Genomic DNA, 21810 nt, shown 5'->3' on the forward strand with positions numbered 1-21810 from the left:
ACCAGAGGTCTGTCGACCAACCGTCAGTTATTAGTGGCAATCGGAGAGCGCCAATGGAGCGTTTTATCCGGATTCGTTTTGGTTAGGCTGAATCCCCCGGACGAACTGGGGCCAACCAAAACAAACGAGCCATCCAGCAGGCGAATAAGGTCGCCGTTTTCTTTGGTAAGAGACCCACTCACAGACCGACGGCTTTGTTCATCACCGGTCAGCGTGGTAGTCAACAGTTCAACACTGTCGTTAGTAGCGTGGACCAGTACATAATCACTGCCCGATGGAAAGACGCCTAGTGGGGTACTAAATTGACCAGTAGGTAATGGATACAACTTAACCCATTCGATGTGCCCGTCTTTGGTTAATTTGTATAAGACGGTGTTGGCTGAGTTGCCGGTAAATCGACCGAATAAAACGAATCCTTTATCATTCGTTTCGCTCAATACCGGGCTGGCGATAAAGTAGCCGTATTTTTTGAGCCATTCCTGCTCACCGTTCGCACTAATTTTCAGGAACAAAGACTCATTATTTTGGGCACTTATATAGTTTGCCCATGAGAGCATAAAGCCTCCATCGGACGTAGCCGCCAAATCATAGGTATTGGCAATAGGGCCGTACGTTTGTTGCCATTGGAGATGCCCCTGCGCATCGAAGCGAGTCAGAACAGGAGCTGGACCAGCCGCAGTAGAGGTATAGCCACTGATAATAAACCCTTTGTCTGGCAGTGAATAAATGCCCACCGCCTTAAAGCTATCATCCTGCTTTAACCCTTCTACCGATTGCCGATTGATAACCTCACCGGTGCTACTGATGTGAATAAGTAGCATCTCAGGGTAATTACGCTCGTTTAAGTTCTGCCGAACCAATACCAAAACAAAGTAACCACCATCACTCAATGGGTGAATCAGTGGCCTGGAACTGCTGGAAGACGGCCCTGACCAGGCCATTTTTTTCCATAGTAGCTTCCCCTGTCGGTCCGTTTTAATAACTGCTACCTCAAAGCGTGATGCAGCGGGCGAACTGTAATTAGTAGTACCCGGTCCATAATTCGATGCTATGCGCAGAAGCACGGTCGTTAATCCGCCATCCGCAGCGGAACAAACGTTACCCGCGTTCTGATAGATTTTATGGGGCAGTTCCTCTTCCTGAATGGGCGCTTGATTAACGCCCGGTTTAATTGGAGTGATTGATTCGCAGGCAGTAAGTAGCCCAAAAAGAATATAGAGAAGATTTTTCATGTGGCTAGGATTTACTAAAAGCGTTTACCAATCGACAGACCCGGGCTTGGTTTCAACTACGTCTTCTTTTGCCAGACCAAGTCACCAGAACTGGCAATTGTATACACCTAAAGACTGGCTATTGTCCGTTGCCAGATCTCCTTACCATCCGCCCCAATACGGCGCAGCATAATGACTTTTGTCTGGAAACGCCCCTGATCGATTCGTTCAGCTATTAATATGTCGTTATTGGCAAGGGCCAGCATAACGGGCATGTTTAGCAGACTCAGGAGTTTGGTGGTTATCGGCATCGGTTTTGGAGAGCCACCATTGGTATCCAACAGGGTAAGCGTCAGCAGTCCATCTGACTTCCAGGTGGCTAGTACGAACCGGCCATCAGCTCGCTTCATGAGAATTTCACTTCTATTATCATACGAAGACGATCCTGTATCAAACCACTGTACCGACTCCGTGTTACCGTTGGCATCAACTTTTAGTAATACAACCTGACCCTGACCCTGGAGGAGCGCAGAGCCTGCCAACAGAAAACCTCCGTCGGCCGTGGCGTAAAGCTGCCGGGGCATTAACTGGTTCACACCACTGGCAAACTGTGTCCAGCGTACAATACCATCGGGACTTATTTTCCTGAAATAAACCTGCGACAACGAGTTTACGGGTTTTCTGCTGGCAATCAGCAAACTACCGTCATCGGTGAAATCGAAGATCGATCCCTCCGCCAGCAGCGTTGTTGAATCGGTTGATGACAAGGTCCAGCGCGCTGTACTGCCATCCGGACTAAGCCTGGTTATCAAGTCGGCCTGTTTTTTGGTCAGATCACCCGCTTTCGACTGGTGGCCCGCAAGAAACAAATCCCCAGTTATGCCGATTTTAAGGTCGCTCAGCGTTAGCCCGGTTCCCGGTTTAGCCAGCTGGCTGCTTGTCTGTTCCGCCCCGTTGGGGCCAAGTTCACTCAGGATAACATCCTGTAAGGTAAGGCCTTTGTTGCGCACATTACCGGCCAATAGGTAGTTGCCACCAGGCAATAGAACCAGTTTAGCACCTACCTGGAACTCAGGCTTTTCAAGTACTTTTTCCCACTGCCGATTGCCGCTGGCATCAGTTTTTATTACCGCCAAATCGGCGTAGGTAGAGGCTGGATAGTACTGGTAGGTTGGATGCAGCAGGTCGGTGGTTGTGGTAACGGTTGCTATCGAATGATATCGGGTTGCACCCAGCAGGTATCCCCCGTCCGGTGTGGCAATCAGGCCGAAAAGCTGCTCGTAATACAATTCCTCTTCTTGATGGGAACCCGCCAAATCAATGGGTTTACAGCCTGAGCCCAGCCAGGTCAGCAGGAGTAAGAGTAGAACCGCTTTCATGATTAGAGAAGTAAGGTGTGCAGTATGGACATGTGGTTGCTTTTTGACCGAATTTGGGGCAAAACCCTTTACATGTATATTCTTCTAGTTGAGCCTGACAAGTAGAACATCTACGTAGTACCAACAGCCACGATTGCTCTATAAAAGCGCGCAAAGACATTTAACCCGATTGTCATTCCACTAAACATATCCTCTTCAGCCCGAATAAGAATACCAGTTAATCCAACTGCTCCCAATACGATAGCTAAATCAATTGTCTTGTCAGGTGCGGGACGCTTCTCCACGGTATAAAGTGCATTGGGCTGGCCTTTCTGAAATAATCCATATACCTTGGTCAGTTCGCCAATTTGTATCACCTGAATTTTATCGACCCAGAACGAATGTGCGATCTGGTGCGGAGCCGTCAGGCTTGTATCGAACGAGTATGTTAGCTGATGGCTTAGGCGCAGTGGCGCGTTCTCTTTCGTATAGGTATATACTTTCTCTTTAGTTTTCCTATACAATACAACATGCTGAATGGGGATGTCGGCAATGGCTACAAACGTCTGCGGTTGCACTTCGGTTAGCTGACCATCCTGTACCGATCTTCGGTACGGCTCAACAAATGTATTGTTGTATATATACTTTACCGTATCGGCCACTCCTTTTTTAGAAGGTGCAGGAAGCTGGCTATAGCGAATGATACTGTCGTTACGCATTATAAAGCTTTTCGACCAGTCGATATAAATTGGCTGGTCCGTTTTGTTGAACAACAGAAAGCGCATCCGGCCACCCGGCTCCCACAGGTTGTAGGTGCCTTTAGGTGTTCATTCTCAAAGGCAAAATCCTTCCCCACAAGTTTTACCTGTTCGGATTGCACCGAAGAAACGTGGTAGATGGCGTTGGTACAGCTTGCTAGTAGCAAGACAAATGGCAGAAAGGGTAGGAGTTTTTTCATGGGACTTACTGGATTGCAGTCAATTTACCGATCACCCCCTATAGCATTGCGAAATAGGCAGGTTAATAAATGAGTTAGAAGTGTGGATAGAAGTCGATTCAAAAGTGCAGCCCCCCTTCCCCGAAAACTACCGGCAATTGCTAAATGCCGGGGTTGAGTTGACTAGCGGGGAAATTCTGCCAGTGACCGGCGACAAAAAACCAGCGTAGTCAGGCTTTCAAAGACTAGTGTAAGGTGGCTAAATCAATTAAAACCCCATCCCATATCCTGTAAAGTCAGCAGAAAAATACCGGCTAATCCAGCGGTTACAACTACGCCTACTATAGCTGTTTTGCCATGTGCCGTACGTTCCTCAACCGCGTATAAGGCATTGGGTTGGCCTTTCTGCAATGAGCCATATAACCTGGTTAATTGTTCATAGCGTACCACCTGAATTGTATCAACCCAGAACGAATGCTCAATCTGGTGTGTGTTCGTCCCGGTTTTATCCAATGAATAAGCCAATTGCTGCCTTATTCGCAACGGGGAATTCTGCTTCGTATAGGTAAATAGTTTCTCTTTGGTTTTTTTATGCAGAACCGTCTGCTGTATCAGGAAGTCGGCGATGGCAACGAAGGCCTGTGGCGGAACTTCGGTAAACTGATTTCCCCGCGCTGTTCTCCGGTAAGGTTGGGCAAGCAAATTATGGTAGAAATAATGGACGGTGTCAGCCGCAGCATGTTTGGCAAGCGGAGGAAGCTGACTGTACGATAGGGGGATGTCGTTACGCAGCAAAACGCTTTTCGACCAGTCGATGTACAGCGGCTGGTCCGTTTTGTTGAACAGCAGGAACCGCATTCGTCCCCCCTCTTCCCACAGGTTATACACGACTTTCAAGTGCTCATTTTCAATCACAAAGTCCCGGTCGATGAGCTTTACCTGCTCGGATTGCACTGACGCCACGTGGTAAATCGAGTTGGTGCAGCTCGCTAACAACAGGACAGGAACTAGAAGAGATAGTAATTTTTTCATAGATATTACTGAATTGCGATTCAATGAGCGTAATACATAAACTGATACGTATGGGTTGGGCAGGTTTAGACAGACGGGAGTGCTTAATAAATACACAGTCTGGTTTGATTAAGCTGCTCTCCAACCGTGTACTAACGGAATCGCCCTTTGGCTTGGGTGCTTGAATTGCATAAAAAACGTGTGGATAGAAGCAAAAATAACTCGATGTAAAGGGCCGGTCAGGTAGGGTATCCATGATGAAACGCCGGAGGGTTATGCTGTCACTGGCCTGGTCAACGGGCTACCCCTGGGCGAATCGTTGGCAATCAGCCAAACGGAGAACAATAAACCTATAAACTGTTGCATAGTCAGGGCAATTGGTCTCCGTCACTGACTCGTAAAGTAATACACTGCAGGCCCTAAGCTTAGCCAGCTATTAGCGAACAGTTGTGCGGTATTTTTCATGGTGTGGATAGAATTAATTCCTGTAAAGCCAGGGCTTTATTAGCAGCAAATTGAAATTGAGCTGAAAGCACTCTCGATTCCTTTCATGACCATATAGATGCTTACCGATACTACACCCAATCCCAGAAGGACAGTTCTTCCTTCCTCAGGGCGTGACTCGACAGTATAGAGGGCGTTGGGTTGGCCTGTTTTCCTGGATCCGAATAAGCGGGTTAGCTCGCTGATGCCTACTACCTGAATCTGATTTACCCAGAACGAATGCGCTATGGAATGAGCGTTTGTCCCTTCTTTGTCGAATGAGTAGCATAGCTGCTGTCCTACCCGCAGGGGCGAGTTTTCCTTTGTGTAGGTAAAATTTTTCTGGTTGGTTTTTTGATGCAGGACTGCCTGCTGAATGGGAAAGTCTGCAATAGCAACGAAGGTCTGAGATGGGATTTCGGCTACTCTATTGGCCCGTGCCGTCATTCTATAGGGCTCTACATACCCGCTCCTGTACACGTATCGAACCGTGTCGGCATATGCTCTTTTAGGAAGCGGAGGAAGCTGGCTGTAGGAAAGCGTAGTGTCGTTGCGTGTCAGCTGACTTTTTCCCCAGTCAATGTATATTGGCTGGTCCGTTTTGTTGAACAGCAGAAACCGCATGCGACCGCCGGGCTCCCACAGGTTGTAAACAACCCTGAGGTGTTCGTTTTCAAAAACGAAGTCTTTGTCAACCAGCTTCACCTGCTCAGATTGCACCGTAGCTACGTGGTAGATCGACTTTGTACAGCCAAACAGCAGTACCAAAAAAACAAAAGGTAGTAGCAGTTTCTTCATGATAGAGAGTAGGTTATAAGGGCCTAAAACTGATAAATAAAACGTACGAACAACCGCAGCCGCTTTAGAAGTAGATTCATTCCCGTGGGTAAGAGAACGAATCAAAATTATGCTCAACAATGCCTGAAAGCCACCGTCAGTTGCCTATTGGAGGGATTGAGTTGAATAACGGCGGGATTTTGGGACTAATCGGTAGGACAAAAGCCCGGGTATAGTCCGGGCTTCTTCTTTTTAGAGTTGATTTTACTGGCGTGAAAGGCAGCTCACTCCTCTCCCACCAACCGTTTCATCAGGTCGGGTTTGGCCCGTCGGGAAACGTCCACCGTAGCTCCATCGTTAAGTACTACCTGCCCTCCCTCTCCCCGCAGGTATTTGACAACGTGATTGAGGTTAACGATTGACGATTTATGCGTCCGGAAAAAGGCTTCCCCTTCGGAGCACAGGTGCTCAAATTCTGCCAGTCCCCGCGAGGCCAGTACGGTTCTCTGGTTCGAGAAATGAATGGTAGTATAGCTACCAGCCGCTTCGAGCCAGGTGATATCACCCACCGGAAAAAGCAGCATCCCATCCAGCGTTGGAATGGCTAGTTTACGAATCCGGTCCCGATCCTCCTTCATGGTGCGCAGCAGGTTCCGCATCTCAACGGGCAACGGCTCCTGGTGGTGTTCATACTGAAGTTTCTCCTCCAGCAGTTTATTATTTCGAACCAGCAACTGCTCATTTTCGCCCGCGCGCTGTAAGGCCAGCGCCTGCGCCGACTGGTAGTCGTCCTGGTAGGTTTGCAGCCGGTCGGCCAGGGCAAGGGTTAGCAGAGTAGCCTCGCAGGCGGCCCCAATCTGGTAGCCATACACGACCCAGAGATGCGTGAAGGGAATTATGTCCAATAAGCCCAGTACACTGGTCATTGCCCCTACAATGTAAAAACTCCAGGCCAGCAGGTAGTAGCGGGCGGGCCGGTAGCCCTGCCGATAGGTTCGCCCGCCCAGCACCAGCAGCGATAAGAACCCTATCAGGGTTAGGCCATAAAAAATACGCTCCAGTCCCGGCACATCCAGCAGGCGCAATAATGTGGTGAGCGCCACCAGACTCAGCAACCCGATAAAATAGCGATAGAATCCTGGCAGAAAATCGCGGGTACGCAGGAAGTTCATCGAGAACCAGATGGCCGCTCCAAACGTCAGCGCCGTAATGAGCAGGTACAGCCGCCCGTTATTCAGGGCCGGTGCCGAGCGCCAGAGCAAATTGTACAACAGACCCTCAAACGACAGAAACGTCAGACACGACAGGGTTATGTATACGGCATAGAGCAGATAAACCCGATCACGCACGAGGCCGTACACAAACAGGTTAATAACAACCATCACCAGCATCAGGCCCATTACAGCCCCATTGAAGAGGGTTTCTTCCTGAAGGTGCTCCACAACCGGCCGAACGGGGGCCAGCAGAACCGAGAAGTGAAGAATATTATCATCCCGCAGGGCTAAGAATACCGTACGGGGCCGCTGGCCGAGAGGTAGTACAACGGTATTGGTGAGAAAATAGCGATTTTCAAACGGACGTAACATCCCGGAATGGTGCGCGGCAACGGCTCCTGTTTCGCTGATGGTGTACAGGTCAACGTAGTCAGCATCCTGCGTCATGAACAACAGGAACAGCGATTCATTAAGAGGGTTGTCCAGGTGGAATTTCAGCCAGATGCGCGAAGTGGTATGCCCAAAATTCAGTTTTTGCTGACGGCTGAGCCGGAAGGCAGAATCAGGCATGGCCGCTACCTGGGCGAACGTCAGTTGCAGGGTGGGGTCGTCCAGGATAAATGCTTTTGGCCCCAGCTCCACCAACTGGTCAGGAACGGGCCTAACTACGGGTTGCGCTATAGCTGATAGCCCACCAGCCATAAGTAGTATCATTGTTAAACGCAGCATGGCTTTCAGAATTAATCAGCGCGCCGAGCCTATTGTCGTTGCTGGTGTGAATAAAGACAGTAATTATAGACAAATCTATAGCTATTTAGTTGAATAAAAGACACTTGACCCCCGCAAGATTCTTATGTACTATTGCCCGTCATACAAATTCCAATGAATTCTATTCGGAAACAGTACCGTGTTTAATTACGGGGTTATTTGCTTATGTTAGGATTCTGTTTGGGCTAATCCCATCAACCGTTTGTATGCGCCACTCCTATCACGAGCCCAAAGCAGGGGGTATTTTGTCACTCATTGCTCACGAACCCGGTTTTGAACGTTATTCTTTTCAGGAAAGGCAAAACCGAGTCCTGACTATCGCCTGGAACCAGGGCAGCGACCAGACAGTGAGTATTGATGGCATTGGTTATATATTCCCAGAGCAAACGGTGCTTCCGCTGATGGTGAACCAATCGTTTACGTTTGATCATCCTGAAACAATTGTGGCCTGGCAATTCGACCGGGAATTTTATTGCATCGTGGATCACGACAAAGAAGTTTCGTGTGTTGGGTTTCTATTTTATGGTGCTCACAACGCCCTGTTTTTACGGTTGGACAGCCCTGAAAAACACAAGTTTGACGCTTTGCTGCTAGTATTCGACGATGAATTTTCTACCCAGGACAGCATTCAGGGCGAGATGCTCAGGATGTTGTTGAAACGGTTGATTATCAAGTTGACCCGGCTCGCCAAAGAGCAGTATCTGGCTGATGAACTGACCGAACCTGACCTGGACCTGGTCCGGCGATTCAACCTATTAGTCGAAATCCATTTCCGACAGCTCCATACCGTGAGCAATTATGCCAATCTGCTGAACAAATCGCCCAAAACCCTTTCTAACCTATTTGCGCTGTACCATCAGCAAAGTCCACTACAGGTCATTCACGAACGTATTGCGCTGGAAGCCCGTCGGCTGTTGCTCTATACTGATAAATCAACGAAAGAGATCGGTTTTGAACTGGGATTTGATGAGGTGCCTCACTTTAGTCGTTTTTTCAAAAAACATATCGGTTCACCGCCTTCAACTTTTAAAGAGCAGATGAAGCACAATGTAGCCCATTACCCATACATCGGGAAGAATTGATAACAGAGCGGGAAATACAGCCATTTTAAGGGTTATTTGGGAGGTGCACCTTTGTCTTGTTAGCAAGACAAACAGAATAGCCTATCAATGAAAACGTTAGTTGTACCAAAGGCTGAACTATTGTTTTTGGCTTATACACGTAACTGTGAGACATCATTCAACGGCTGAAATTGAATCTGGGAAACGTACAGAATGCTGGAAATAGTAACCCCGAAAAGTTGCGTATATACCCACAAACCAATACCTTAACTGACTGAAAATAACCACCATGAAACGAATTGTTCACAAACACCCTTTAGCCATTCGGTGGTTTCACTGGATCAACTTTCCGGTTCTATTCGTTATGATCTGGAGTGGACTGCTTATTTACTGGGCCTATGACCCTTATAAAATCAGCTTTGGTGACTATACACTTGTATCGTTTTTTCCGGATGGGTTCTACAAGTTTCTGAACGTTCCTTTTCGGCTGGCCGAGGGGATGGCCTGGCACTGGGTGTTCATGTGGTTATTTATGTTAAACGGATTACTATACATCGGATACACCTTTCTTTCGGGCGAGTGGCGGCATCTGGTTCCTGACCGAAACTCATTCCGGGAGGCTATAGACGTAACTCTATATGACCTTGGCCTCCGCAAAACACAACCCCCGTTCATTAAGTATAACGGTGCCCAGAAAATCGCTTATTTCTCCATCATGCTCATGGGCGTTGGCTCTGTACTAACGGGATTTGCTATCTATAAACCCGCCCAGTTTTCGTGGCTGACCGCTATACTCGGTGGCTACGAAGCAGCCCGACTAGAGCACTTTATCCTGACGATTGGCTATGTCCTATTCTTTTTTATCCACGTCGGCCAGGTTATCCGGGCTGGCTGGCAAAACTTTCAGTCGATGGTAACAGGGTTTGAGTTTACCAAAAACACCGGGACGCCGGACCGCGGGACGCCGGACCGCGATCCTCCCGTAACACCCGACCCAGTCAACAACCAGCCTGTTGCTCCCTCACCAACGCCAAACCCGCTGCTACCCGCATGAGCCAGTTAAAAGAGCCAAACCTGCCCGAAAGTGATGTGCCCGAATCAACGGCCCGTCGACGCATGATTACTTCCTTCAGCCTGTTTGCGCTGGCGGCAGCCATACCGGTTGGCGTGTACGAATGGATTACCAACAGCCCAAAACTATACGGTGCCCGTAAACCCCTTCGGCGGGTGCTGGATGCCAATGCAGCCCTTGCCAAAACGTATTTTAGCAACACCCATCTGGTAGCCACATTTCCGGTAGAAGAAGCCGCTAAAAAACCTCGTCAGAACGGTTACGATGGATTAAAGACTCCCCTGCCGGAAGACTGGAAACTACAGATAGACAGACCACAGGGCGCTCCTTTACTGATTACGATGGATGAGGTAAAAGCGCTGCCGAAGCACGAAATCGTATATGAATTTAAGTGCATTGAGGGTTGGAGTCAGGTGCAGCACTGGGGCGGGGTTCGACTATCCGATTTCATGGCGAACTATAAACTGGGCACGAAAAGTGGCAACGCCCCTAATCCGGAAAGCGCTGACGATCTGTATAGCTACGTTGGCATGGAAACGCCCGATAAAGGCTATTACGTAGGTATCGATATGGAAAGTGCCATGCACCCTCAAACCCTGCTGGCCTATGAGATGAACGGTCAGCCTATTTCGGCCCCGCACGGTGCCCCGCTCCGGCTGATTATTCCGGTAAAGTATGGGGTGAAGAACTTAAAGCGCATTGGCCGGATGTTTTTTTCCGACGAACGTCCCCGCGACTTCTGGGCCGAACGGGGTTACGACTATTACGTTGGCTTATAAGGAAAACTAAACTCATTATGAACTACTTACTGATATTTCTGATAGCTGTTGGTATAGAAATCAATCCGCCTGCTGGTGAACCCATGGCTCAGCCCGTGGTGGTACTGGAATTATTTACTTCGCAGGGTTGCTCCAGTTGTCCACCTGCCGATAAGGCATTACAGGACATAACCCAGCAGGCTGCCCGCTCTGGTCAGGCAATTTACGGTTTGTCATTTCATGTCGATTACTGGAATCGGCTGGGCTGGCAGGACCCGTTCAGCACCAAACAATTTACGGATCGTCAGCGAAACTACGACCGGGCACTAAAAACCCAAACGTACACGCCCCAGCTTATTATTAACGGAAAACAAGATGAAGTGGGCGGGCAACGAGGCCGCATTGAGCAGGTTATTCAAACCATCCAAAAACAACCTGCAACAACGTTTATACGTGTAGATGGCAACGTTAGTCAGGACGCCAATCAGGTAACGGTCAAATACACCCTCTCCACCGCCGGACCATACCGGGTCAATGTAGCTCTGGTGCAAAAAGAAGCTCGAACATCCGTCAAAAATGGCGAAAACGGGGGTCGGACACTGGTTAATACGAACGTTGTACGACAGTTCAAAACGATTGACGAAGCCGACAAAACCGGTAGCATTTCGCTCCCTCTTCCTATTAACCTTCCCGCCAGCCAGACAGCCGTACTGGTGTACGTGCAGCGTACGGATAGCGGGCAGGTTGTGGGCGCAAAAATGTTTTAGACGCTCACTTTCGGGCTCTAAAGTCGAGGTCGTAATCGACGTTCAGCCGGAAGCCAGTGTCTATATCGAAGATGGGTTTTTTAGTCACCGGCTCCGGTTCAGCGTGCTGTAGGATGCGGCTAAAGTAGTTGAACTCCAACCTAAAGTTATCCCGAATCTGGTAGCCTAACCCGCCCGATATACGGTTCTGGTTAAACACATTATTACCCACGTTCCGACCAAAACTGATAAATAGTTCATCAAACGCATTGAGGTAAAACTCTCCGTCGTCAATAGTAGAACCACGGAGCGGAAAGGTGGCTGCTATCTGGTAACGGGCCCGGTGCTGGTATTCCCAGTCAGCTATATCACGCGGATTAGTATCGGACGATTGCCCAATCCATCGCTGCTCCAGCCGGAAGCGGTGCGTTAGTTTTAGCCGACCAAACGTATCTGCCAGACTAATGTCTTCGTAAATACGGTGCTCAGGTTTCGGTACTCCCGCATTGGCAGATGGGTAGTTGCCGTAGGGATACGTGACAAACAGCGTATAGCCACCCGATACCTTAACCCGATCGGCCAGTTTATACACCAACCCCACCCGTGCCAGTGATTGCTGCCACGAACGGATAAGGTCAATCCGGCGCCATTGGTATTCGGTATGCAGTTCCCAGCGGCTGGCCAGTTTATGGTCGCCGTTGTAGGTATACCAGCCAACCGTATTACGCTCCAGTACTCTATTTCCCTGAGCAAACCCATTGCTTGTTTGCAGCGCAAAGAAGAGTACCACCTGGTACCACCTTATGCGTGTTATTTGTTCGAAAGTGTAACGTATCATCCGAGAGTAGACTCATCCCGTTGATAATATGTTTTATCAATGCACTTTAAGAGGCTATAAAAGTGCAGTTGTTTCATTGTAAACTCACTGTTTGTAGACCACCCTTTAGCTGAACCGTTTTTCCCTTCCAGCGTAGGGTGCCGGTGAGTTTTTCGGGCAGCGTAACGATGCCCGTCAAACCGCCCGTCGCGGTTTTCTGAAACTGCACAGCAATGTCACCCAATGGATGCGGCATTTTGCCTTCTACACGGGTCAAATCACCGAAAGCTGGCTCAATAGTGACGGATGTAAAACCGGGTTCGGCCGGTCGAATGCCGCAGGTAATGGATAGAAATTCGTAGAGGGGCGAGGCACTCCAGGCGTGGCAGTCGGAGCGGGAGGATGGTCCGTCAATACGGTCTGGTTGCTCGGCAAAGGTGGTCAGCCCCAACGCCAGCATATCGCGCCAGGGTTTCAACTGCGGGATAAACTGGTCGCCGAGGCCCGTTTTTTTAAGCGCTTCGAACAGGTAGAATTTAAAGTAAAATGTAGCCTGAGTCAGGGAGTCGGAACCATCGTTACGGGTTGCCATCGTTTGCTGCAATAAAGCCGCCTGCTTCGCGACGGGTACAGCATCGGTCAGTACAGCCAGAATAGTAGCGTGCTGGCTGAACGAGTTCTTTGCGGGTGTATCGGCAAACAGGCCACGTCCGGCATCCCAGCACTGTTCATACACCGCTTTGTTCAATTGGCGGCCCAGGGCGCGGTAATGCTCGGCGCGTTCATTCTGCCCGTAGTGCGCCAGCAAATCACCCGCCCGAAAGTAGGTGTACGCCTGTTGCAGCGTCAGTACACTAGACCCGCCCGTACGCGCCCCATTTGGTACGCCCCCGGCAATTTCCTGTTTCGCATTTTTCCAGTCGGCCCAATCCACAAAATTCCACCATTCCAGCGGCCCGTTCAGTCCGGTTTTGGCGATACGCTGCTCGTGCCAGTCCAGCACGGCCAGCATACCGGGTAGCATGGACTCTATGAATGCATCGTCCTGCCGGTGCATCCAGTAGTCATGAAGCATACACACCCAGAATAGGGAAAAGGTTGGAATCACCTGAAAATCGGCCGATGGATAGCGGCTTTGCGTTAGCCCATCGTTGAACCGGCTATGGTCATAATCCTGAATGGCCTTGCGCATAAGCCGGTCATCGCCCGCCACGTACAGCGAAATCAGGGCCTGAATCCGCGTATCGCCGGTGTATTGCAACTGTTCGTAATAGGGGCAGTCATAATAAGTTTCACCCGCACAGAGCTGGGCGGTTCGCCAGCCTACATTCCAGATGGGGGTAAGGGTAGTGTCACTGGTCGCAAACCGCGCTTTCTCTTCGAATGGGTACCCCGTAAACTTCCCCACCAAATCATTCAGCACCACCGTATCATTCTTCGTTTCTACCGTCAGTTGCAGGTAGCGATACGTACGAAACCAGAGCGGACGAAAAATACGTTTGCCCCACCCCGCCGAATCACTGCCATCGGCAATAAACTGGTCGTCAAAACCGCGCATCGTCCGCCCCTCCACCTCATTCCGGTTACCCTTCCGTCCTTTGGCGTCGAACAGCGCTTCGGCATACGATAACGTTATAACAGCACCCTTTCCCCGGCTGACGGTCAGTTCAGGGTAGGCATTCGTCAATACGCCGTTATCGAGCAAAAAAACGGCTTTTGTGTTTTTGGGCACCTTAACGGGGGATTTTCCCTCTAAAAAGTCATTGCTCATGGTGCCGTTCTCCACCCGCCGAACGGTTGCCAGCCGGGTTGTCCGTTCGGCCATCATAGGAATGGTGCGTGGTACCAGTGCCCAGTTACCATCCGTACCCAGCCCGCGCGGTTTGGTGGGGAAGCCAAAAACCCTGGCCGCTACCCAGGCTTTGTCATCAAACTCCGGCTGCTCCCAGCCCCAGGGATAGTTGGCCGCATCAACCCGGTCTCCGTCGCCCATTACGATGTAGGTACGGAGTTTTGGTATATCGTTTTTAATGGGTGAGTAGGCCGGATTCTGATACACTTTCCAGGTAGCGTCGGTGTTGGCTATTTTTTCCGTTTCGCCATCACCCTGCAACAAGAAGCCAAGCTGGTAACTCATCTGGGCAAAGGGAGCGCTCTCACCCATGTACCACACCTGTGCTGCCAGCACGTTCCGGCCTGCCTTCAAAAAAGGAGAGAGGTCAATGGTTTCATAATTCCAGTTTTGAGTATCGCTCCGGGCCGGACCTAGTGCCACCGCTTTCCCATTCACAAACAGCCGGTAGCGGTTATCGGCTGATACATGCACCACAAACCGGGTGGGTTTTTGCGGCAGGTCGATGGCTTTGCGGAAGTGAAAAATACCGTACTGTCGGGCGGGCGCCGTGGGATGCACCAGCCAGCGGGCAGGCCAGTACTGGTTGGTCCAGTTGGTTCCTTCCAGTACTTTCGTTTGTCCAAAAGAAATCGACAACGACACAAAAAAAAGGATGGCAAGTCGCAGAGCAGGTTTCATACGGGGCTGTAAAGTATAGCCAAGATAAGGTACATTTTAGTTACACTTACTGATTTTGCGGTTCTCGTTGTACTTTAGCAACGGATTTTCCTAACTCCTCAACCGCATGTATTTTATTGGATTTGATCTTGGTAGTTCGTCTGTCAAAGCCTGTTTACTGGAAGCTGATAGTGGTCATGTCGTTGCTTCGGCCTTCTTCCCTGAAACCGAAATGCCCATCGAAGCCCCTCAGCCGGGCTTTGCCGAGCAACAGCCGTCAGCCTGGTGGAAAAACGCCTGCCGGGCCAGTAAGGCCGTTATGCAGCAGGCCAACGTCCGGCCCGAGGATGTAAAAGCCATCGGCATTTCGTATCAGATGCACGGACTGGTCATTGTCGATAAAGAGTTCAATGTACTGCGCCCGTCTATTATCTGGTGCGACAGCCGGGCTGTTCCCTACGGCAACCGGGCTTTCGACAAACTGGGCCATGAATATACGCTCCATCACCTGCTCAACTCGCCGGGCAATTTTACGGCTGCCAAACTGGCTTGGGTGAAAGAGAACGAGCCTGATGTGTACGCTCAGGCAACGAATTTTATGCTGCCTGGCGATTACCTGGCGGCTTGTATGACAGGTGAGATTGTCACGACTGCATCGGGTTTATCAGAAGGGGCTTTCTGGGATTTCCAGGAAAACCAGCCGGCCCAATTTCTGCTGGACTATTTTGGTTTCGACCCCGCCCTGATACCGACCATTAAACCCACATTTGCGCCACAGGGAGAGATAACCGCGTCGGCAGCCGCTGAACTGGGCCTTGCCGCCGGTACCCCCGTCACCTACCGCGCGGGCGACCAGCCCAACAATGCCTGGTCGCTAAATGTGCTGGAACCGGGTCAAATTGCCGCCACTGCCGGTACATCGGGGGTGGTATACGGCGTTAGTGACCAGGCCAAATATGACCCGCAATCGCGGGTGAACACGTTCCTGCATGTTAGCAACACCAAAGAAGCCCCACGCTACGGCGTTTTGCTGTGCGTGAATGGTACTGGTATTCTGAATAGCTGGTTACGAAATCAGGTACTGCAACGGTCCATTAGCTATTCCGACATGAACAAATTGGCCCACGAAGCGCCCATTGGCGCTGATGGGCTGTTCTGTTTACCGTTCGGCAACGGGGCCGAACGGATGCTCGAGAACGCTGATTTAGGTGCGTCTTTTCACGGACTGCAGCTAACACGTCACGGCCTGCCGCACCTGATTCGGGCTGCGCAGGAAGGCATTGTGTTTGCGCTCTACTACGGTATTCAAATCATGGAAAGCGTTGGCGTTGGGCTGCAAAAAATTAGGGCGGGAGAGGCTAATATGTTTCAGAGTCCGCTCTTCCGCGATACGCTGGCCAACCTCACCGGAGCTACCATCGAACTCTACAATACCGACGGTGCCCAGGGTGCCGCCCGTGGCGCCGGACTGGGACTGGGCCACTACAAAAACGCGCAAGAAGCCTTCACCGGCCTGCACGTAACGAAAACCATCGAACCCGACATGCGGGCGCAGGAAGCCTACCGGGATGCCTATGGAAAGTGGCTGGTCAAATTAAATCACCTTTGATATACCAATTAGAGTATTAGTATAAATTTGCCAGAAACAATGCGCTATGAAATTCACCTTGTTTCTCCTTGCTTCACTAGCACTGTTAACCAGCTGCAGCCCTAATATCCAGGTTGTTACGTTGCGCGGGTCCAACGTTCAGCCCGTTGAGGAAGGGCTGGTACTCGATAACGATACCCTGACGCTGCAGTACAATTTTGCCAGCGAACGGGGCCGCATGAACTTGTCTATCGTTAATAAACTTGATCGGCCGCTCTACATCGACTGGAAGCGATCGTCATTTATCATTGGTCAGGACAAAATAGATTATTGGCGTGATGTATCCGATGTGCAGTTATCGGGGTCATCCACTTCCTACGCTGCCCTTTACAATCGCTACGCGGTTGGGTACATGAATGGGCAAATATCGAGAGACGATGCGGTCGGGTTTATTCCGCCCAAGACCAAACTCGAAAAACAGCAGTTTGTCATCGTACCCAATGGCTCGCTCAGATTACCCGGTGACTTCACTGTTGAACAGGAAAAAGCGAATTGGGTGGACCGAAAAAAACCGGTCGATGTTAAACTGTACACCTACGATGACAACAAATCACCCCTGACGTTCCGCAACTACCTGACTCTTTCGACGGATAAAGATTTCAAAACGGAATTTCACATCGACACCAAGTTCTGGGCATCAGACGTGAAAGTACTCCCTCGTGATCAGGTCCTTACCCGTAAAATGAGTAGTGAGTACGATTACTCCCTGCCGATTCCGTTCAAAAAAGCCGATAGCTTTTACGTAACACTGCCGGTGCAATAGTTTCTGATTACAATTATGGCTTTCCCCACTGCGGCTTGCGCTTTTCCAGAAAAGCAGCAATGCCTTCTCTGGCATCGGGCGTTTGCTGAAGTCGCTGAAACTCATCCTGTAAAAAAGCCTGTCTCTGCTCCGGCGACAGGCTTTTTAGTTCCTGGGCGGCTCGCAGGCCAAACTGCATCGCTGTGGGCGAAAATTGCTTCAATTCATCGGTTAGTTGCGTAATGGCGGTATCCAGTTCGTTGGCCGGTACTACGCTGGTGACCAGTCCAACCGCCATTGCCTCCATAGCCGTCAGCGTTTTGGCACGTAGGCAAAGGTCGAGCGCGGTACGGACGGTCATGATGTCCAGTAACACGTCCAGCACCTGAAACGGAAACAGGCCGCGCTTTACTTCGGGTAAACTGAATGTGGCTGACTCAGCCGCAACGACGTACGTACTGCCTCCTACCAGCAAAAACCCGCCGGCATATACTGACCCCTGCACCCTAGCGATACAGGGTTTATGCAGGCCCGCCATCAACTCGCCCAACCGAATTGGGCCGGATGGTTCGGGAACCGAAAACGTTTCAGAATCCCCCGACGATAGGCTCTTCAAGTCCATACCAGCACAAAAAGTGTCGCCTGTAGCGGCCAGCACTACTATCCACACATCGGTAGTATAGTATGCATAAGTCAGTGCAAAAGCCAATTCGGCCAGCAGGGGCGGATTGAGGGCGTTCTTTTTTTCGGGCCGGTTTAGCGTGATGGTCAAAACATGATCATCGAATAAGGTCAATAGATAACGAAAACCGTCAACCGGTAGCTGAACTGTTTGAGAAGCCGTGTAAACCATAGCAGAAAGGTACGAATATACCGTTTACGAAACTTTTAGCGGGAGGTATATGGCTAGTTACCCATTCAGAGTTATAGGATAAATCTAACGCTTCCTGCTCACCCATGAAAACGGTTTTACTTCTGGTTCTGGTACTCTTCAGCATGGGGATGGCACAGGCTTCTCATTTGCTGGGTGGCTATATCCGGGCAACGCCCGTTTCGGGTTCATCACTCACCTACCAAATCTCAGCCGTGCTTTATCTGGATGAGGTCACTGGAAAAACAGCAACGAATCAGACGGATGCCATCCAAATCTGTCTGGGTGATGGCACTACAGCCACTGCCTACCGGGCGAGTCGGATGATACTTACCAATCAAACGACCAGCATCAACAGCTACACGCTGATTCATACCTACGTCGGGCCGGGTACGTATACGCTAACAACGTCTGTTTCCAACCGGACGCCCAATAAAGTGATACCTAACGCCGAAAATCTGTTGCTCACCCTCAATACTACGTTTACGACCAATACAACAGCCGCAAACCAAACACCAGCAGCGGGCTTCCCTCCTACTAGTTTTCGCATTGGCGTTAACAGCCGAGCGGTGCTATCATTGAAGGCTACCGATGCCGAGGGAGATAGCCTTGTTTACGGTCTGGCGAAGCCACTAACGACGCTGAGCATTAGTCAGTCCTGTACAGCGCAGGTTATTCCTACTTATCAGTATCCTAATGATATTACTAAGCGTGGTACGTTCAAAGTCAATAGTACTACGGGAGATTTAGTTTGGGATAGCCCTGTTGAAGTAGGGTTATATAGTGTTGCCCTGAACATAAGTGAATATCGAACTGGTGTTCTGATTAGTCAGACAACGCAGGAAATTACGCTGTTTGTCGATGACCTGCCCGGTACGCCCGGTGTTAGTCCACCTTACGAACCAGCCATTCAGGGCGTAGGCGGTGGCCTGGTAATGGCAACGACCTCGTATGCCGACACCGATTTCCTGCTAACTACCTTTCCCAGCCCGGTTGATGACCAGTTACAGGTCGTAATTCAGACGAGTAATCTTACTTCTCCAATGGTTGAGATGACCGATATAAACGGCCGAATTCTCCATAAACTGATATTCAACCGGCTAGCCCGGCAGCACGAGCAGGTCATTGGCATGGGTAGTATGACACCCGGAGTTTACATTCTTCGGGTCAGTATTGGGGAGCGGTCTATTTCGCGGAAGATTGTGAAACGCTAGTCAAAGCAACTGTTTCCAGGTGCCTTTCACCCAGTTGTATCTGAGCGTACTGGGCAGGGCCTGCCAGAAATATTTGCTGACTTCAACGGCAAAGGATGGCTGCATGTAGCAATTGATGGCGCAGCCCTGGCAGGCGGGTAAGCGCCCTTCCAAAGCGACTAATTTTTGTACGTCGGCCGAATTATACAGTTCGTACAGGTTATCGGCTATCGCAAATTCTTTCAGGCCCAGGTGATAGCATGGAAGCACCAGTTTATTCTCCGGCGAAATGACAATGGTGGTGCTTCCCGCCCGGCAGACAGGCTTTTCAATGTGGTTACCCCCATCCCGCCGAAGCTGAATAAACCCTTCATTCAGGTAAACCATCTTCTGCTTACCCCAGGCAGATAGTTGTTGCAACGCATCTTCCGAAAGACTCCCCCCGGTTTCAACGGTGTTATAGTCGAATACGGGATTCAGGATGAGAACAAGGTCATTAGGGCGGCAGATTTCCTCATACATCGGTCTGATTTGATGTACGTTGTGGGGAAATACCGTGAATAAAATATCCGGCCGTTCGCCCAGTTTTCGGGCTAAGGCAATGGATTCCATCACCTTATCGAAGCACTTTACCCCGCGCGACTGGTCATGTTCAGTTCCTACCGGCGAATCGAGCGAGAAGTGAAGCATATCCACCAGGCCCCGGAGCCGTTCGGCTAGTTTGGGATACAGCAGGGCGTTGGTCGTGAGAGTGGTAATGAAGCCCAGTTCTTTAGCTTCGCGGAGCAGTTCGGGCAACTGCCGATGCAGTAGCGGTTCGCCCCCGGTAAAATCAATAACCCGAACGCCTAACTTCTTGAGGTCACGGAAGTTTTGCCGGGCATTGTCGAGGGTGACATAAGGCGAGGGACGCTCCCATATATCGCAGAAACTACAGGTCGCATTGCAGCGATAGGTCAGGTAATAATTGCACAGAACCGGGTGGGAGACAAGGCGCATAGGCATGAGACTTGGGGCACAGGGCTAAGGGTTAACAGGAAGAATATCCCCTACGCTCCAAACCCCTGCCCTGTGCTACAAAAGCATTTTAAACAAACTAACCACCTTGTCTTTCAAATCTTTCCGGTCGACGATAAAATCCAGAAAGCCATGGTCGAGCACGAATTCGGCACTCTGAAAGTCTTTGGGCAGGTCTTTGCCGATGGTTTCGCGGATAACGCGTGGCCCGGCAAATCCAATCAGTGCTTCGGGTTCGGCAATGTTAAAATCACCGAGCATAGCGTACGAAGCCGTTACGCCCCCGGTGGTTGGATCGGTTAGCAACGATATATAGGGTAATCTGGCTTTGTCCAGCAGGGCCAGTTTAGCGGAAGTTTTAGCCATTTGCATCAGCGAAAAACCGGCTTCCATCATACGTGCCCCTCCCGACCGGGAAACCATCAGAAACGGGGTCCTGTGCTGAATAGCGTGATCGATGGCACGGGCTATTTTTTCCCCAACTACGGACCCCATGGAACCGCCAATAAAATTAAAATCCATAACGGCCACCGTCACGGTCAGCCCATACATCGGCCCGTGGGCAGTACGTACGGCATCGTTCAACCCGGTTTTCTCAATGGTTGCTTTTACCCGGGCCGGATACGGTTTTGTATCGGTAAACTTCAGTGGATCGGCGGAGGTCATGCTGGCATCCAGTTCGGTGAACGTATCTTCATCGAACAGAAGGGAAAAATAGGCTTCAGAACCAATCCGGTCGTGGTAATTACAATGAACACAGGTGTAAGCATTGAGCTTATGTTCCCGGGTTTGCATTGCTTTTTTACAGTTCGGACACTGATACCACAACCCATCGGGAGCTTCCCGCTTCATTTCGGTTGGGGTCTGAATACCTTTATCTTTTCGGACGAACCAGGACATTTTCAGTAAGTAATTAGCAAGAAAGGACTGTAAAGGTACAAAGAAATCAAGTCCAACGATTATATAAAGCAGTTGTCATACCTTCGCCGAAAAATGTTCCCAGCCTAAAACGTGGCTCGATTACCCCAAAACCAGATAGTCAGTTTCCGATTGCTTCGGTTTTTTTATGGCTGATAAAGTTGTTGCTTTGCTTCATGAAACATCTCTTAGCTGTCCTGTTATTGGGCTTTACCCTGTCGGCATCTGGTCAGGCATCGGTGGCCTATTACCCGTGGAGTGATTTGATTACGGTCAGTTCCAATGCCGACCGGGCTTTCTGGGTTGATGCCCGTGTTCAGACCAATACCCTGTTTGGTTCATTGAGTACTACCATCTGCCCGATGGTAAACGTGGCCCGCCGGTCGCAGGTAAATTATTATACTGGTTTGGGAATTCGATTCAACGCGTTAAACGTAATCGATAACCGCGATGTGCTGGAAGGATACTCGCTGCACGTCGGTGTCCGGATCATGCCCCTCACGTTTATGCCTAACCTGCGTGTTGCATTCGAGTTGGCACCTTATTCACGTAAGGATTTCAAGACAGGCAACTTGCAGTCGTTCCTGGGACTGGCATGTCAGTTTGGCAAAAAATAGGTTCACGGTTTACAGTAGCTGACGCATACATGTGTTTATGCGTCAGCTACTGTAAACCGTGAACCGAATACTTTAAACC

The 21810-nt window shown here is 50.1% G+C and carries 19 protein-coding genes; 8 read left to right on the forward strand and 11 right to left on the reverse strand.

Annotation, left to right across the window (positions count from 1 at the left end; all coding sequences use genetic code 11):
* Positions 1 to 23 precede the first annotated feature (23 nt).
* The 6 genes from B156_RS0108425 to B156_RS0108450 all read right to left on the reverse strand — a co-directional run bounded on the left by B156_RS0108425 (position 24) and on the right by B156_RS0108450 (position 7720).
* A complete protein-coding gene (locus B156_RS0108425; protein WP_018619241.1) occupies positions 24 to 1232 on the reverse strand; it encodes a hypothetical protein in 1209 nt (402 codons plus the stop codon).
* A 107-nt stretch (positions 1233 to 1339) separates the two neighbouring features.
* The gene (locus B156_RS0108430) at positions 1340 to 2590 is read right to left on the reverse strand and encodes a hypothetical protein (protein ID WP_018619242.1); all 1251 of its coding nucleotides are present in this window, start codon (positions 2588 to 2590) and stop codon (positions 1340 to 1342) included.
* Between the two features lie 110 nt (positions 2591 to 2700).
* Positions 2701 to 3354: a hypothetical protein gene (locus tag B156_RS0108435; protein WP_018619243.1), complete on the reverse strand. Its 654-nt coding sequence runs from the start codon at positions 3352 to 3354 to the stop codon at positions 2701 to 2703.
* Between the two features lie 416 nt (positions 3355 to 3770).
* Positions 3771 to 4538, reverse strand: a complete 768-nt coding sequence (locus B156_RS30230; RefSeq protein WP_018619244.1) for a hypothetical protein — start codon at positions 4536 to 4538, stop codon at positions 3771 to 3773.
* A 483-nt stretch (positions 4539 to 5021) separates the two neighbouring features.
* Positions 5022 to 5798 carry a hypothetical protein gene (locus B156_RS0108445; RefSeq protein ID WP_018619245.1) on the reverse strand — a complete coding sequence of 259 codons (777 nt, stop codon included), beginning with the start codon at positions 5796 to 5798 and terminating at the stop codon, positions 5022 to 5024.
* Between the two features lie 263 nt (positions 5799 to 6061).
* Positions 6062 to 7720 (reverse strand): 7TM diverse intracellular signaling domain-containing protein, encoded by a 1659-nt coding sequence (locus B156_RS0108450; protein WP_026260696.1) that lies wholly within the window; start codon positions 7718 to 7720, stop codon positions 6062 to 6064.
* Between the two features lie 245 nt (positions 7721 to 7965).
* Between B156_RS0108450 and B156_RS0108455 the strand changes: the two genes are divergently transcribed.
* From B156_RS0108455 to B156_RS0108470, 4 genes are all read left to right on the forward strand, one after another.
* The gene (locus tag B156_RS0108455) at positions 7966 to 8841 is read left to right on the forward strand and encodes an AraC family transcriptional regulator (protein ID WP_018619247.1); all 876 of its coding nucleotides are present in this window, start codon (positions 7966 to 7968) and stop codon (positions 8839 to 8841) included.
* A gap of 268 nt (positions 8842 to 9109) precedes the next feature.
* Positions 9110 to 9874 carry a cytochrome b/b6 domain-containing protein gene (locus B156_RS0108460; RefSeq protein ID WP_018619248.1) on the forward strand — a complete coding sequence of 255 codons (765 nt, stop codon included), beginning with the start codon at positions 9110 to 9112 and terminating at the stop codon, positions 9872 to 9874.
* Positions 9871 to 10671 (forward strand): molybdopterin-dependent oxidoreductase, encoded by an 801-nt coding sequence (locus tag B156_RS0108465; RefSeq protein WP_018619249.1) that lies wholly within the window; start codon positions 9871 to 9873, stop codon positions 10669 to 10671. Before B156_RS0108460 ends, B156_RS0108465 begins: the two co-directional genes overlap by 4 nt.
* A gap of 17 nt (positions 10672 to 10688) precedes the next feature.
* Positions 10689 to 11417 carry a DUF1223 domain-containing protein gene (locus B156_RS0108470; protein ID WP_018619250.1) on the forward strand — a complete coding sequence of 243 codons (729 nt, stop codon included), beginning with the start codon at positions 10689 to 10691 and terminating at the stop codon, positions 11415 to 11417.
* Positions 11418 to 11421: 4 nt separating this feature from the next.
* Here the strand turns inward: B156_RS0108470 and B156_RS0108475 are convergent, their stop codons facing one another.
* Positions 11422 to 12186 carry a DUF2490 domain-containing protein gene (locus tag B156_RS0108475; protein ID WP_245563703.1) on the reverse strand — a complete coding sequence of 255 codons (765 nt, stop codon included), beginning with the start codon at positions 12184 to 12186 and terminating at the stop codon, positions 11422 to 11424.
* 121 nt (positions 12187 to 12307) lie between these two features.
* A complete protein-coding gene (locus B156_RS0108480; RefSeq protein WP_018619252.1) occupies positions 12308 to 14746 on the reverse strand; it encodes an alpha-L-rhamnosidase-related protein in 2439 nt (812 codons plus the stop codon).
* A gap of 106 nt (positions 14747 to 14852) precedes the next feature.
* Between B156_RS0108480 and B156_RS0108485 the strand changes: the two genes are divergently transcribed.
* Together B156_RS0108485 and B156_RS0108490 are read left to right on the forward strand one after the other, a co-directional pair.
* Positions 14853 to 16334: a xylulokinase gene (locus tag B156_RS0108485; protein ID WP_018619253.1), complete on the forward strand. Its 1482-nt coding sequence runs from the start codon at positions 14853 to 14855 to the stop codon at positions 16332 to 16334.
* A gap of 46 nt (positions 16335 to 16380) precedes the next feature.
* On the forward strand, positions 16381 to 17136 hold the full coding sequence (locus B156_RS0108490) for a hypothetical protein (RefSeq protein ID WP_018619254.1): 756 nt from the start codon (positions 16381 to 16383) through the stop codon (positions 17134 to 17136).
* 13 nt (positions 17137 to 17149) lie between these two features.
* Here B156_RS0108490 and B156_RS0108495 read toward each other — a convergent pair whose 3' ends face one another.
* Positions 17150 to 17968 (reverse strand): enoyl-CoA hydratase-related protein, encoded by an 819-nt coding sequence (locus tag B156_RS0108495; RefSeq protein ID WP_018619255.1) that lies wholly within the window; start codon positions 17966 to 17968, stop codon positions 17150 to 17152.
* Positions 17969 to 18072: 104 nt separating this feature from the next.
* Here B156_RS0108495 and B156_RS0108500 point away from each other — a divergent pair, with 104 nt between their 5' ends.
* A complete protein-coding gene (locus tag B156_RS0108500) occupies positions 18073 to 19200 on the forward strand; it encodes a T9SS type A sorting domain-containing protein (RefSeq protein ID WP_018619256.1) in 1128 nt (375 codons plus the stop codon).
* On the opposite strand, the gene B156_RS0108505 is transcribed toward B156_RS0108500, so the two are convergent.
* Both B156_RS0108505 and accD read right to left on the reverse strand, forming a co-directional pair.
* Complete coding sequence (locus B156_RS0108505) at positions 19201 to 20178, reverse strand: radical SAM protein (RefSeq protein WP_018619257.1); 978 nt, start codon at positions 20176 to 20178, stop codon at positions 19201 to 19203.
* 75 nt (positions 20179 to 20253) lie between these two features.
* Positions 20254 to 21096 carry an acetyl-CoA carboxylase, carboxyltransferase subunit beta gene (accD, locus tag B156_RS0108510; RefSeq protein ID WP_018619258.1) on the reverse strand — a complete coding sequence of 281 codons (843 nt, stop codon included), beginning with the start codon at positions 21094 to 21096 and terminating at the stop codon, positions 20254 to 20256.
* A gap of 194 nt (positions 21097 to 21290) precedes the next feature.
* Between accD and B156_RS0108515 the strand changes: the two genes are divergently transcribed.
* Positions 21291 to 21731: a hypothetical protein gene (locus B156_RS0108515; RefSeq protein ID WP_026260697.1), complete on the forward strand. Its 441-nt coding sequence runs from the start codon at positions 21291 to 21293 to the stop codon at positions 21729 to 21731.
* The last annotated feature ends 79 nt before the right edge of the window (positions 21732 to 21810 follow it).

The sequence above is a fragment of the Spirosoma luteum DSM 19990 genome, assembly GCF_000374065.1.
GTDB classification, from domain to species: domain Bacteria; phylum Bacteroidota; class Bacteroidia; order Cytophagales; family Spirosomataceae; genus Spirosoma; species Spirosoma luteum.

Coding starts and splice junctions, on each gene's coding strand:
- B156_RS0108425 (WP_018619241.1), bottom strand. CDS start 1,232: ATGAAAAATCTTCTCTATATTCTTTTTGGGCTACTTACTGCCTGCGAA.
- B156_RS0108430 (WP_018619242.1), bottom strand. CDS start 2,590: ATGAAAGCGGTTCTACTCTTACTCCTGCTGACCTGGCTGGGCTCAGGC.
- B156_RS0108435 (WP_018619243.1), bottom strand. CDS start 3,354: ATGCGCTTTCTGTTGTTCAACAAAACGGACCAGCCAATTTATATCGAC.
- B156_RS30230 (WP_018619244.1), bottom strand. CDS start 4,538: ATGAAAAAATTACTATCTCTTCTAGTTCCTGTCCTGTTGTTAGCGAGC.
- B156_RS0108445 (WP_018619245.1), bottom strand. CDS start 5,798: ATGAAGAAACTGCTACTACCTTTTGTTTTTTTGGTACTGCTGTTTGGC.
- B156_RS0108450 (WP_026260696.1), bottom strand. CDS start 7,720: ATGCTGCGTTTAACAATGATACTACTTATGGCTGGTGGGCTATCAGCT.
- B156_RS0108455 (WP_018619247.1), top strand. CDS start 7,966: ATGCGCCACTCCTATCACGAGCCCAAAGCAGGGGGTATTTTGTCACTC.
- B156_RS0108460 (WP_018619248.1), top strand. CDS start 9,110: ATGAAACGAATTGTTCACAAACACCCTTTAGCCATTCGGTGGTTTCAC.
- B156_RS0108465 (WP_018619249.1), top strand. CDS start 9,871: ATGAGCCAGTTAAAAGAGCCAAACCTGCCCGAAAGTGATGTGCCCGAA.
- B156_RS0108470 (WP_018619250.1), top strand. CDS start 10,689: ATGAACTACTTACTGATATTTCTGATAGCTGTTGGTATAGAAATCAAT.
- B156_RS0108480 (WP_018619252.1), bottom strand. CDS start 14,746: ATGAAACCTGCTCTGCGACTTGCCATCCTTTTTTTTGTGTCGTTGTCG.
- B156_RS0108485 (WP_018619253.1), top strand. CDS start 14,853: ATGTATTTTATTGGATTTGATCTTGGTAGTTCGTCTGTCAAAGCCTGT.
- B156_RS0108490 (WP_018619254.1), top strand. CDS start 16,381: ATGAAATTCACCTTGTTTCTCCTTGCTTCACTAGCACTGTTAACCAGC.
- B156_RS0108495 (WP_018619255.1), bottom strand. CDS start 17,968: ATGGTTTACACGGCTTCTCAAACAGTTCAGCTACCGGTTGACGGTTTT.
- B156_RS0108500 (WP_018619256.1), top strand. CDS start 18,073: ATGAAAACGGTTTTACTTCTGGTTCTGGTACTCTTCAGCATGGGGATG.
- B156_RS0108505 (WP_018619257.1), bottom strand. CDS start 20,178: ATGCGCCTTGTCTCCCACCCGGTTCTGTGCAATTATTACCTGACCTAT.
- accD (WP_018619258.1), bottom strand. CDS start 21,096: ATGTCCTGGTTCGTCCGAAAAGATAAAGGTATTCAGACCCCAACCGAA.
- B156_RS0108515 (WP_026260697.1), top strand. CDS start 21,291: ATGAAACATCTCTTAGCTGTCCTGTTATTGGGCTTTACCCTGTCGGCA.